12 protein-coding genes are annotated in these 12,360 nt (G+C 60.1%); 10 read left to right on the top strand and 2 right to left on the bottom strand.

Annotated features, from left to right (window positions below; genetic code table 11):
* Nucleotides 1-9: 9 nt before the first annotated feature.
* On the top strand, nt 10-192 hold the full coding sequence (locus tag JO015_09990; protein MBV9999430.1) for a hypothetical protein: 183 nt from the start codon (nt 10-12) through the stop codon (nt 190-192).
* An 89-nt stretch (nt 193-281) separates the two neighbouring features.
* Here the strand turns inward: JO015_09990 and JO015_09985 are convergent, their stop codons facing one another.
* Complete coding sequence (locus JO015_09985; GenBank protein ID MBV9999429.1) at nt 282-1,385, bottom strand: galactose mutarotase; 1,104 nt, start codon at nt 1,383-1,385, stop codon at nt 282-284.
* A gap of 177 nt (nt 1,386-1,562) precedes the next feature.
* Between JO015_09985 and JO015_09980 the strand changes: the two genes are divergently transcribed.
* The 5 genes from JO015_09980 to JO015_09960 all read left to right on the top strand — a co-directional run bounded on the left by JO015_09980 (nt 1,563) and on the right by JO015_09960 (nt 6,950).
* Nucleotides 1,563-2,648, top strand: coding sequence for an ABC transporter permease (locus tag JO015_09980; protein MBV9999428.1), 1,086 nt, complete (start codon nt 1,563-1,565; stop codon nt 2,646-2,648).
* Between the two features lie 20 nt (nt 2,649-2,668).
* On the top strand, nt 2,669-3,526 hold the full coding sequence (locus JO015_09975) for an ATP-binding cassette domain-containing protein (protein ID MBV9999427.1): 858 nt from the start codon (nt 2,669-2,671) through the stop codon (nt 3,524-3,526).
* Nucleotides 3,510-4,526 carry an MCE family protein gene (locus tag JO015_09970; protein ID MBV9999426.1) on the top strand — a complete coding sequence of 339 codons (1,017 nt, stop codon included), beginning with the start codon at nt 3,510-3,512 and terminating at the stop codon, nt 4,524-4,526. Before JO015_09975 ends, JO015_09970 begins: the two co-directional genes overlap by 17 nt.
* Entirely contained in the window at nt 4,523-5,113 is a 591-nt protein-coding gene (locus tag JO015_09965; GenBank protein ID MBV9999425.1) for a membrane integrity-associated transporter subunit PqiC, read from the top strand. Before JO015_09970 ends, JO015_09965 begins: the two co-directional genes overlap by 4 nt.
* 361 nt (nt 5,114-5,474) lie before the next feature.
* Entirely contained in the window at nt 5,475-6,950 is a 1,476-nt protein-coding gene (locus JO015_09960; protein ID MBV9999424.1) for an MFS transporter, read from the top strand.
* Nucleotides 6,951-7,057: 107 nt separating this feature from the next.
* On the opposite strand, the gene JO015_09955 is transcribed toward JO015_09960, so the two are convergent.
* A complete protein-coding gene (locus tag JO015_09955; GenBank protein ID MBV9999423.1) occupies nt 7,058-7,387 on the bottom strand; it encodes a TraR/DksA C4-type zinc finger protein in 330 nt (109 codons plus the stop codon).
* Between the two features lie 549 nt (nt 7,388-7,936).
* Here JO015_09955 and JO015_09950 point away from each other — a divergent pair.
* From JO015_09950 to nudC, 4 genes are all read left to right on the top strand, one after another.
* Nucleotides 7,937-9,574 carry an alpha-amylase family protein gene (locus JO015_09950; GenBank protein ID MBV9999422.1) on the top strand — a complete coding sequence of 546 codons (1,638 nt, stop codon included), beginning with the start codon at nt 7,937-7,939 and terminating at the stop codon, nt 9,572-9,574.
* 125 nt (nt 9,575-9,699) lie between these two features.
* The gene (locus JO015_09945; protein ID MBV9999421.1) at nt 9,700-10,275 is read left to right on the top strand and encodes a GreA/GreB family elongation factor; all 576 of its coding nucleotides are present in this window, start codon (nt 9,700-9,702) and stop codon (nt 10,273-10,275) included.
* Between the two features lie 86 nt (nt 10,276-10,361).
* Nucleotides 10,362-11,120, top strand: coding sequence for a TIGR00266 family protein (locus JO015_09940; protein ID MBV9999420.1), 759 nt, complete (start codon nt 10,362-10,364; stop codon nt 11,118-11,120).
* 110 nt (nt 11,121-11,230) lie between these two features.
* Nucleotides 11,231-12,160 carry an NAD(+) diphosphatase gene (gene nudC / locus JO015_09935; GenBank protein ID MBV9999419.1) on the top strand — a complete coding sequence of 310 codons (930 nt, stop codon included), beginning with the start codon at nt 11,231-11,233 and terminating at the stop codon, nt 12,158-12,160.
* The last annotated feature ends 200 nt before the right edge of the window (nt 12,161-12,360 follow it).

Here is a 12,360-nt window from a genome sequence, read left to right as displayed (position 1 = left end):
AATGGCTTTATGGACGAAGATGTAACGCACGAGGAGAAGTCAGCGTCACCGGATCAAGAGGACCAATCCGAGGCGACCAGCAAAGCGAAGGCGGCCAGCCGGGCCGCAGCCGAAGAGCTGCGTGTCGCGCTTGAAACCAAGGTTGAGCAAGGCAAATCCGGCTTTGGCAACCTGCCGGTTAAGGACGAATGATCCGGATCGCGGATCATTCGGATCGTTTTCCCTCAAGGGAAAATGATTCCGTTGATCCGCAGTCCGGATCAATCCCGAGGCCGGCCGGGCTACCTGACCGAGAAACGGTAAATGGTGGTCTGGGTGTACGTCGCTCCCGGATTCAGGACCGTTGAGGGATACGAAGGTTCGTTGGGTGAATCAGGAAAGTGTTGGGTCTCCAGGCAAAGCCCCGACCTGAACTGGTAAGAGGTCCCTTGTTTACCCCGGACCGAGCCGTCAAGTTGGTTCCCGGAATAAAACTGAATTCCGGGTTGGGTTGTTAACACCTCCATGAACCGTCCTGAAGCCGGGTCATGAACCGTTGCGGCCAGCGAAAGCTCGTGGCCGATTTTGTCGAGAACCCAGTTGTGATCGTACCCGAGGCCATCGGCAAGCTGCTCATTTTCCTCCCGGATTCGTGCGCCGATGGGGGTGGGTCTGGTGAAGTCAAACGGGGTACCGTGCACGCTTACGACCCGGCCGGTCGGAATGGAGGCTTTGTCCGTCGGGGTAAAGCGGCTGCCGGCGATCGTCAACACGTGATCGACGATGGTTCCGCGGCCCCCGTCGGTTAGATTAAAATAGGCGTGATTGGTAAGATTAATCACGGTCGGCTGGTCGGTCGTCGCTTCATAATGAATTTCGAGCCCATTTTCGTCGTTGAGAACGTAAGTGACCTTCGCCCGTAAGGTCCCGGGATACCCTTCCTCTCCATCCGGGCTCAGGTAAGTCAAGGTGACGCCTGAGCCGCGACCCGCCGGTTCAGAAGGCTGGCCCTGCCAGAAAACCTTGTCGAAACCACGGATCCCGCCGTGCAAGTGATTGCCGCGATCGTTGGTGGCCAGTTGGTAGGTGACGCCGTTCAGGGTAAAGCGGCCATGGGCGATGCGGTTGGCGTACCGGCCCACGATCGCTCCGAAATAGGGGTTGGGCTGCTCGTACTCTTCAGGGCGATCAAAACCGAGCAGCACGTCGGCAAAATGGCGGTTTCGATCGGGAACTTTCAACGAGACAAGGTGAGCGCCGTAGTTGATGACCCGGGCTTCGATTCCGTTGGCGTTGGTGAGGGTGTAGAGGTCCATAGGAGGGGTTTTCCCATGATGAGCGATCGTCGCCCCGTCATCAATCGTTACGCGTGAAAACAGGGGCCATACCAGCCGGCACCGGCCCATTTCCCGCTACCTAAATAATGTGCCGGGCCGAGTCCGGCGTTGACCCGATGCACTCTCTGGTCGTTGTTGGGCAGGAACCCTGCGGTGGGTTTTGGGGAGCCGATGGAAACGACCAATTCTTCAACGGTACAACCGGACGCCCGGGCTTCGGTTCAGAAAACCGGTGACCAGGTGGTTATGGCGGTCGACGGGAATTGGAGCATCCGGCGCATTCCGACCCGGCAAATCGACCAGGTTATGTCGGAGTTAGATCACCAGGGACCGGTGGCCAGTCTGGCATTCCGGACGAATGGATTGGAAAGCTGGGACAGCAGCCTCCTCCTTTTGATCTCGCGGGTTGAGGAATGGTGCCGCCAGCACCAGGTCCGTCTGGTGGAGGATTCGTTGCCTGCAGGGATTCGGGACCTGGAGGCGCTTGCCAATGAGGTCCCGGAAAGAAAGACCGGCCGCGCCCGGGCCGAACGCAGGACCCTGTTGGTGTTTCTGGGCGAATGGGTGCTGGGGCTCGCCGGCGGGGCGGTCGCCACCCTCACCTTCATTGGCGAAATCATTCTGAGCTTTGGCCGCATCCTGAGACGGCAAGCGGCATTCGACTGGCGGCTGTTCTGGCTGACGATGCAGGAGTGCAGCGCCCAGGCGTTGCCGATCGTCAGTCTGATCAGTTTTCTGACCGGGTTGATTCTCGCCTTTGTCGGCGCCATCCAGTTGAGGCAGTTCGGGGCGGGCATTTACGTAGCCAACCTGGTGGGGCTGGGTATAACGCAGGAAATGGGCGCGCTCATGACCGGGATCATCATGGCCGGGCGAACCGGAGCCGCTTTTGCCGCGCAGATTGGAAGCATGAAGGTTTCGGAAGAGATCGACGCGCTCGTCACCCTCGCCATTTCGCCGACGGATTTTCTGGTGAGCCCGCGGGTGCTGGCGCTTTGCATCATGATGCCGCTGCTGACGCTCTATGCCGACCTGATAGGGATGGCCGGCGGGGCGCTGGTCGCGATGAGTTTTCTGGGCGTCAGCCTGCAGCAATACTGGAATCAGACCCTCGGGGCAGTCCATCTCACCGATGTCATGATCGGCCTGGTGAAAAGTTCGGTTTTCGGGGTGATCGTGGCCATGGCGGGATGCCAGCGCGGAATCGCGTGCGGCCGGGATGCCGCCGCCGTCGGCGATGCCGCCACCTCGGCCGTGGTGTTGTCTATCACGTGGATTGTGGCCGGCGACGCGGTGCTCGATGTCATCCAACAAACCCTGAATATAAGATAATGACCCAACCTGCAGTCGAGATGCCGCAAGCCGGGGCGCCTGATCCGCATGCCGGCGGACCCGGACCTTCACGGGACACCGAGGGTGGCCAGGGGACCTGCGCGATCGAAGTCAGAGACCTCGAGCTGAGATACGGTTCTTACGTGGTGATGCGCGACATCAATTTCACCGTGAAAAAGGGTGAAGTCATGGTGATCATGGGCGGCAGCGGTTGCGGCAAGAGCACCCTTTTGAAATACATGATCGGGCTTAAAGCGGTAGAAAAAGGCGAGATTTTGTACGACGGCCAAAGCTACTCGAAGGCGTCACCCGAAGAAAGAGAAAGCATGCAGCGCAAATTCGGCGTGTTATTCCAGGCGGGAGCGCTCTGGAGTTCGATGACGCTGGCTGAAAATGTGGCCCTGCCGCTCGAGCAGTACACCCGGTTGGGCCGCCGGGAGATCCAGGAGATCGTGTCGCTGAAGCTTGCGCTGGTCGGGCTGAAAGGGTTTGAAGAATTTTATCCTGCAGAAATCAGCGGCGGCATGCGCAAGCGCGCCGGCCTGGCTCGAGCCATGGCGCTTGACCCGGCCTTCCTGTTTTTCGATGAACCGTCGGCCGGATTGGACCCGCTCAGTTCGCGGCGGCTGGACGACTTGATCTTGCGGCTGCGGGATAGCCTCGGCACCACCATCATGGTGGTTACGCATGAGCTCCCCTCAATTTTCACCATCGCCGACAACTCCATTTTCCTGGATGCCGACACAAAACGAATGATCGCCCAAGGCAGTCCGAAAGACCTGGTCGAGGAGGGACACAGCCATCCCAAGGTACGGGATTTTCTCCTCCGCGGGGAACTTTCGCACGGCCGGAAAGGACCGCATGAGTCGAAAAGCTAATCCGACCCTCATTGGGGCGTTCGTTCTCGGCGCCCTCCTCATCGCCGTCGGCGCTATCGTGTTTTTCGGCAGCATGAACCTGTTTTCCGAAAAGCAGGTTTTTCTTACTTACTTTAATCAATCGGTAAACGGCCTGACGGTAGGATCGAACGTTAAATTCAAGGGGGTGACCGTGGGCCAGGTCAGCAAGGTCGCTCTCAGTCTCCGCGGTGCCACCCAACCGCCGTTCGTCAAGGTGTTTTACGCCATTGACACCCGTCTGGTCGAGAAGCACACCGGTGCCCCCATCGACTTGTCGAGCCGCCAGTTGAACGAGAAGCGGGTCGAGAACGGGTTGCGGGCAAAGCTGGATTTTGAGAGCCTGATCAGCGGTCAGCTTTACGTCTCGCTCGACTTTTACAAGGACGCACCGCCGCTGCTTATCCCGCCGGAATCGGGGGATGAACGCTACCTGATGATCCCGGGCGAACCGTCTGACATCGAAGCCATCATGACCAACGTAACGAAAGCGGTCAGCAACCTGGGCAACGTCAACTTTCTTGCTCTGGCACAGAACGTCCAGGATCTGGTGGCGAGCGCGCGTACGGGCATCGACGCCATGCAACTGGAAAAACTAGGCGCTTCGCTCAACGAGACAACTGAATCCCTCAACAAGCTGGTGAATGGTCCGGACGTCAAAGGAGTCCTCACCAGCCTGCATACGTCTTTCGATCAATTGACGGCGACGCTCAAGAACCTTGACACCGAACTTAGCCCGGCTGCGAAAAATCTGAATCCGACCCTGGATGAAGCCAAGCGGACGCTGGCATCGATTCAGAAAACGGTGGGCAGCCTGAACACCATGCTTAAACCGAACTCCGGGTTCCAGTATCAATTGGACAGTTCCCTTTCGCAGTTGAGTGCCGCAGCAGCATCCATCCAGAACCTTTCGGATTTTCTGCAGCGACACCCGAACTCGATTTTGTTCGGCCGTAAGCCGCCCCGCCAGGATCAGCCGTGAGACGGGAACGGAAATTCAAGCTCAGGGCCATCGGGCTGGCGCTGGCATTTTTTCTGGCGGCTTGTGCCGCCAGGGAACCGTTGCCGCAATTTTATTTGCTTACCCCGCCTGCGGGCGGCAACGGCCGGAGCCATGGCGGTCCGAGTGTCTATGTCCAGAGGGTCGCGGTTCCGGCCTACCTCGCCAGGAACAGTCTGGTGATGGTCAGGGCAGGAAACCAGGTGGCCTACGCCAGCTCAGCGCGATGGGCGGAGCCGCTGGATCAAGGGATTGCAAGGATGGTGGCCGAGGGTCTGAACCGGGTGGCGCACGTTCAGGCCACGTCGTTTACACCCACCTCTCCACCACCAGGCGATTCCTCTTACAGCGTGGCGATTCAGTTGCAGCGTTTCGAGGGTACCGATACCGGCCAGGTGATCCTCACCGCCCGGTACCAGGTCCTCGCGGCCAACGGCACCGACCCGATCGCCGGCCGCAGTTTCGAAGCGCGCCGGTCAGGGTGGCAACCGGGTGATTACGCGGGCCTGGCGCGGCTGCTCAGCGAAGAGTTGATGGAGCTGAGCCGCGCCATCGCGCACTCCCTGTAACGAACAAGAAATCATCCGCAGAACACGCAGAGAACGCAGAAAAGAGAGAAAACATCCACAGATTACACAGATTGACACAGATTAAGAGGGACACCTCACAACGGCGTCGGTTCCCTCTTCATTCGTGACATCTCCCGGCTCCGAACCCCGAACCCTTTCCTCTTTCCGCCGTGGTCGCCGTGTGAACTCTTACGTTGTGCCCGCCCCACCCACTGTGCCCGCCGTGTGACCGTGTGAACTCTGTCGTCGTGCCCGCTTACTCGCTCCTCGTTAACCCCTGCCTGAGTGCCGTACTAGGGACGTTCCCGAGTAATATTTGTTGGCGCAAGCAGTTCGACGGTGACATTGGCTTAACACAGGAATGGCGGTTTTGGCTCGAGCTCAGGAGAATGGCACCCTGCCTCTAAGGATTTTGGTGCCCCTGATCGTGGCTTGCGCATTGTTCATGGAAAACCTTGACGCGACGGTGCTGTCGACCGCGCTGCCGGCAATTGCCCATGACATGCACGAGAGCCCGATCCAGCTGAAGCTGGCGCTCACCTCCTACCTGCTTACCCTGGCAGTTTTCATCCCTGCGTCCGGCTGGACGGCAGACCGGTTCGGGGCTCGGATCGTTTTCCGAGCTGCGATTCTGGTCTTTGCTCTGGGATCAGCCTTTTGCGGGTTTGCCGGCAACGTCCAGGTCCTGGTGGCGGCCCGAGCCCTTCAGGGAGTCGGGGGCGCGATGATGGTGCCGGTGGGACGATTAGTCATTCTGCGCACGGTACCACGTTCGGAGTTAGTCGGTGCACTTGCCTGGTTGACGATCCCTGCCTTGCTCGGGCCGGTCATCGGGCCGCCCGTCGGCGGGTTTATCACCACCTTTTTTTCATGGCGCTGGATCTTCTGGATCAACCTGCCGATTGCGGGGCTCGGGATGATTCTCGCAACGCTTTACATCCCGAATGTCCGGGCGGACGACGTGCCCCCGTTCGACGCGCTCGGCTTTGTGCTTTCCGGGGTCGGCCTGGCGGCCGTCGTTTCGGGGGCCGCCGTGATGGACGTTAGTTTCGTTTCGCCGTGGGTGGCGGCAGCGTTACTCGTGACCGGCCTGGGCTTGTCGGCGCTCTACGTGTGGCACGCGTGCCGGGACGAAACTCCCCTTCTGGACCTCAGCCTGCTGCGGCTTCCCACTTTTCGCGCCGGCATTACCGGCGGCTCGCTATTTCGCATCGGCGTAGGCGCCATGCCGCTTCTGTTGCCCTTGCTGCTGCAGCTCGGCTTCGGATTCAGCCCGCTGAACTCCGGCCTGTTGACCTTCGTCGCGGCGATCGGCGCGATGGGGATGAAAACCGCGGCCGCCGGCATCCTCCGGCGGTATGGCTTCCGCCGGGTGCTCGTCGTCAACTCGATCATCAGTGCCGTGCTGATCGCCGCCCCTGCCCTCTTCGCCGAAACGACGCCGGTCGCGATTATCGTCTTGGTCCTTTTCGTGGGCGGCTTCTTCCGTTCCCTGGAGTTTACCTGCATCAACGCCATCAGCTATGCCGAGGTCGAACAACCTCGCATGAGTGCCGCAACCAGTTTTGCAAGTGTAGCCCAGCAGGTTTCCCTCAGCCTCGGCATTACGGTGGCTGCGTCGACGCTCCAGTCGACCATGGCGCTACACGGGCACACGAGGTTGTCGGCCGCGGATTTTCCGTTTGCGTTCCTGCTGGTGGGTCTGATTTCACTGTGGTCCGCCATCAGTTTCGCCCGGTTACCGCCTGAAGCGGGCGAGGAAATGGCCGGGCGTAAACGCGTCAGCTCAGTGCAGGTGAACATCGGTGACGCGCGCGGCGCAGCCAACAACGGGTGAGGAGTGCCGGGTGCCGAGTGTTGAGTGCCGAGTGCCGAGTGTCGGGTGGAAGCCGGCATGCCGGGGTGAATCCTTAATCCCTTTAATCTGCGTAATCTGTGGACGTTTTATCTCTTTTCTTCGGATTGCGAAGGAGAGGCGGGTCCTTCCTCGGTGGTCTGCGTCTCGTTGCCGCCGCTAAGCTCGATCGTCTCCGAGCTGCCTTTGAGCCGCCCGGCGTCAGGAAAACGGAACTGGGCCGGCGCCTGACCTTCCCTTTCCAGTTGCGCTTCGGCTTCGGCCGTGAATCGTGTCCAGGGAATGGCGTCAAGCCGTTCGGCGGGAATCGGTTTGCCGGTCAATTCGCAACGGCCGTAGGTGCCGCCCTCGATCCGGCCCAGCGCCTCGTTTACTTCTTCGATTAACTCGTTGTAAGTCATGGCGCGGGCAAACGCCATGTCGCGAAGGTTGATGACGGTGGCCGACTCCGCATCCGCCTGTTGCCGGTCCTTCGGTTGCACCTCTTCGCCCTGCGCCTGCAGGTTGTTTTCCTGATCGATGAGGTCATCGCGTAGCTGTAAAAGCTGTTGGTAACGCGGCCGAAGCACCGGGTCGATCTGGTCCGGCGCCACTGCCGCAACAACGTCTTTGGGCGCCTGATCGGCCGGTCGTCCAAGGATCATGTCGGTCTGGCTGGGCTGCCCGGGGGCATTGTCTTGCGCGGTTTGATTTCGGTTCTCCATAAACCTTGTGTGCTGACAAAAACAGAACAAGTGAGCCGGACCGGTCGTCCGGCCTCTGTAATCCGGGTAGGCCCGGTGCCTGAAAATCAGCGCGGATCCGGTAGGGATTCAACCCTGTCAGGCCATGAGCGACTGGCGCTTCTGAACGTAGGCGCTCCATTCCTCGGCGTGCCGGTAAATATGCGCTGCCGAATCCTCTTCTAATCCGAAAAGATCTGTGAAAGCGTGGATCGCTCCCGCATGCATTCCATTCCCCTTGCCACCATGGAAAGTCGCTGGTTCAAGAACGCGGTCATTTATTGTGTGGACGTCGATACTTTCAAGGATGGGAACGGGGACGGGATCGGCGACTTTATCGGGCTGCAACAAGGCCTGAGTTACCTTGCCGGCCTCGGCGTAAACTGCGTCTGGCTTCTGCCGTTTTACCCGTCGCCCGGGCGCGACAACGGCTACGACATCACCGATTATATCAACGTCCATCCGGCCCTGGGCGATCTCGGCGATTTCGTTGCTTTCATGCACGAGGCCCAGGACCGCGGGATCCGGGTCATCATCGATCTGGTGGTCAACCACACCTCGGACCAGCACCCGTGGTTCCAGGCGGCCCGGCGCGGCCGCCCGCAGTACCACGACTATTACGTCTGGCGAAAGGATGAACCCGGCAACACGAGCGACCAAGTGGTTTTTCCGGGGAAACAGCGCTCCGTGTGGCATTACGACCGGCTGGCCAAAGCCTACTACTTTCACCGGTTCTATGACTATCAACCCGACCTGAACACGGCTCACCCGGCCGTTCGTGCGGAAATCAAAAAGATCATGGGGTTCTGGCTGGCCCTCGGCGTGTCGGGTTTCCGGGTGGACGCCACGCCGTTCGTGATCGCCTATAAGGGGGCGGACGCCGACAAGCGGCCCCACGAGGAATTCACATTTCTTGATGAACTGCGCAGTTTCCTGTCGTGGCGCACCGGCAACGCGATCCTGCTGGCTGAGGCGAACGTGCTTCCGGACCAGATGCTGCATTTCTTCGGCAATCGCGGCGAGCGCATGCACATGGTGCTTAATTTCTTCGTTAACCCGCACCTGTTCCTCGCGATGGCTCAGGAGTCACCCGAGCCGCTGACCCGCAGCCTGCTCCAGTTGCCCAAGCTGCCCGGCGGTTGCCATTTTGCCTATTTCCTGCGCAACCATGATGAATTGGACCTTAGCCGGCTGAGCAACATCGAACGTGAGCTTTGTTTTGAAGCTTTCGGGCCGAAGCCGGAAATGCAGCTCTACGACCGGGGTATCCGCCGGCGGTTGGCACCGATGCTGGATGGAAACCTCGCGCGGCAAATGCTCGGCTACAGCCTGATCTTCTCGCTGCCGGGTACGCCGGTCATTTGGTACGGCGATGAGATCGGGATGGGCGATGACCTTAAACAGGAAGAGCGTTACAGCGTGCGCACGCCCATGCAGTGGTCACCCGACCGGAATGCCGGATTTTCATCCGCTCCGCCGAGCCAGTTGCGGCGTCCCCTCGTCAGCTCCGGGCCGTTTGATTATCGCAAGGTGAACGTTCAGACCCAGCGACGCCAGCCGGACTCGTTACTCAACGCGCTCGAGCGGTTGATACGCACCCGGAAGGAATACCCTGAGATCGGCGAAGGTAATTTCCGGTTCGTGGAAAACGATTGTCCCAGCCACGTGTTTGCCCATGCCTGTGAAGACGAGAACCGAAATGCGCTGCTGGCCGTGCATAATTTCGCCGGCAAACCGGTGGAAGTGACGGTTCACCTCTGGGACGAACGGTTCATCCGCTTTCTTTACCTTTTCGACGAATTGCCGATGGAATCTGTCAAAGACGGAAAGATCAAGGTGAAACTCGCCCCGTACGGCTTTTCCTGGCTGCGGCTGAAGAGTTGAAGCTCAGAGCCGGCGTAACGTCTAAGGTGACGGGCGGATAGGGGAGAGCCTAACGCGGGTCTGCAGGGAACCGGCCCGTAAAATCTCCATGGATTGCTCCCGCGCAAGCCTGTTGAAGACGAATTATGCCAGACAAAATCATCCTTTCGACGGTGAGCGCATGGGCCCTGGGCGACCGTTTTGAGGACACCGTCGCCCAGAAGAACGCCGCCCTGCGCGAGGCAAAGGTTGCCAAGCTGGACGGAGACCTGAGCGAAAATGCCCCTTACCAGGCCGCCAAAGAAAAGTTCCGGACCATGGGGCGAATCCAGCGCCGCCTGACCCGTGAAATGAACGATCTGATTGCCCAGGGACACACCCTGGTCGATCCGCTCAGCTGGGTGCCGTCCGACCCGGCCGCTCCCGCGGTTGCCCAAATCGAGATCGGAACCGTGGTAACGCTCGACTGGAACGGCGCAACCGACAGTTTTCTGGTGGCCGGCGCACGCGACAACCACCTGCCCGAGGAAGGTGACCTGGTTCCGATACCATACAATTCACCCCTCGGAAAAGCCTTGCTCGGCCGGAAAACGGGGGAACGATTCACCGCGGAAATCAACGGCCGGCGCCAGGAAATCGACGTGGCCTCGGTTCGCCGGCCGACGCGCGAGGAGATCTTCCGCGTTTTTCCCAGTTTACAACCGGAAACCGGCGAAGCTTGACTCCCCGTGGTGCGGCGTGCCGTCTCCTGCGACCGAATGGGAATGATGTCTCGTCAGGCCGCGCCGGTTGCCGTACATAAGCGCGCATGAACCATCGAATTATCGGTACCACGCTGCCGGTCCTGGAGTTTCAACTGGCGCCGGGCGAAAGCGTGGTGGCGGTGTCCGGCGAGTTATCCTGGATGAGTGCATCCATCACGCTGCAGACCAGCGCGCAACTCGGGGGCTCCGGCGGCATTTTCGGCGCGTTCAGACGGTTGGCAGGCGGCGGCTCGCTTTTCATGACCCGATACTCGGCGCACGGTGAACCTGGTTTGCTGGCGTTCGCAACGCGCGTTCCCGGACACATCCTGCCGATCGCGGTCACACCCGCGAAAAGTTATCTGGTCCATCGGCACGGATTCCTCTGCGGGACACCCGGCGTCCAACTCTCGGTCGGTTTCCAGCAGTCGCTCGGCGCCGGCATTTTTGGCGGAGAGGGTTTTCTGCTGCAACAGGTAACGGGAGCCGGGGAAGCGTGGATCGAACTGGACGGCGAGGTGGTCAGCTACGACCTCGGACCGGGTGAAACGTTACGCGTGCACCCGGGTCACGTCGGCATGTTTGACGCGACCGTCAATTTCAGCATCACCCGGATTCCCGGCATCAAAAACCTGCTGTTCGGAGGCGACGGCATTTTTCTGGCTGCCTTGACCGGCCCCGGCCGGATCTGGCTGCAGTCGTTACCCCTCGCAAACCTGGCGCACGCATTGTCGCCTTATCTGCCCAGGACCATCGAACGGGTCGAAAGCGCCGGCGCCGGTGGCATCCTCGGCGCGCTCCTGCGAAACCTGGGTTCAAAATGAACTCGTGCCCCGGGATGCCCGGCCAAGCGGGGAAAAGCGGCACTCGTAGGCTGCCGTCGTCCATGCATGCATGGTTGCGGGATGGATCACACGATGTAAAAAGATAGCGCATGGCTAAAGTTACGGCGCTGGACCCTTTGCTTCACAAGTTCGACCGGGCTTCGCACCGGCGACTCGACTCAGGGTGGCTGTCCGGCCAGTTTGAAGCGCCGGCCTGGATGGTTCCATACTGGAAAGGCCAAAACCTTTTCGCGAACGACGGCAATCGTCCACCGCTCGCGGTCCGCCTTGAAGCCCAGGCTTTTGATTCGGCCCCGATCGTATTCCTTGGGACCCAGGCTGATGACCAGGCTTTGTTTGCGTTAGACCTGTCCGCTCGGGCTGAAACCCAGCGCGAAGCGCTCGACCAGTTGCAGCTCACCGAGTCCGCCGCCTTTTTCGGCCACCTTCGAAGTTATCAGGGGCAACTCACCGCGGCGGATCGCGGGCTGCTTTTCTACGTTCGTGCGATCATGCATTGGCACGCCAGCCAGCGTTTCTGCCATGTCTGCGCCTCACCGACCCGTCCCGGCGAAGCGGGCCATGTCATGGTGTGCACCAATGAATCGTGCAAGACCCAGATCTTTCCGCGCAGCGACCCGGCAACGATCATGCTGGTGCACAACGAAAACCGGTGCCTCCTGGGGCGCCAGCCCAGTTGGCCGGAAGGAATCTTCTCAACGCTGGCCGGGTTTGTGGAAGCTGGAGAAACCGTCGAACAAGCCGTCATTCGCGAGGTCAAAGAGGAAACCTGCATTGACGTAACCAACCTGCGGTATTTCGGGTCGCAGCCCTGGCCCTTTCCCCAATCGTTAATGCTTGGGTTTCACGCGGAGGCGATCAATACCGACATCGTGTGCGCGCCGGAACTGGCCGAAGTCCGGTGGTTCGACGTCGATGAAACCAATGCCTTGATGGCCCGGCTCGACCTCCGTTACCCGCATCTGGACACCATCGCCCGGCGGTTGATCCGTGCATGGCTCAATATGCGTAACGGGTAGTTTCGGAGTTCGGAGTTCGGAGTTCGGAGTTCGGTCACACGGCGGGCACAGCGGGTTTGGCGGGCGCAACGTAAGAGTTCACACGGCGAACACGGCGAGCCACGGCGACCACGGCGGGAAGAGGAAGAGGAAGAGGAAGAAGGGGAAAGCGTTCGGAGTTCGGCGTTCGGCGTTCGGAGTTCGGCGTTCGGAGTTCGGCG

The sequence above is a fragment of the Verrucomicrobiota bacterium genome (assembly GCA_019247695.1).
In the GTDB taxonomy this organism is placed as follows: domain Bacteria; phylum Verrucomicrobiota; class Verrucomicrobiia; order Chthoniobacterales; family JAFAMB01; genus JAFBAP01.
Note: the sequence above shows the minus strand (reverse complement) of the source record. Positions and strands in the feature narration are given on the sequence as shown.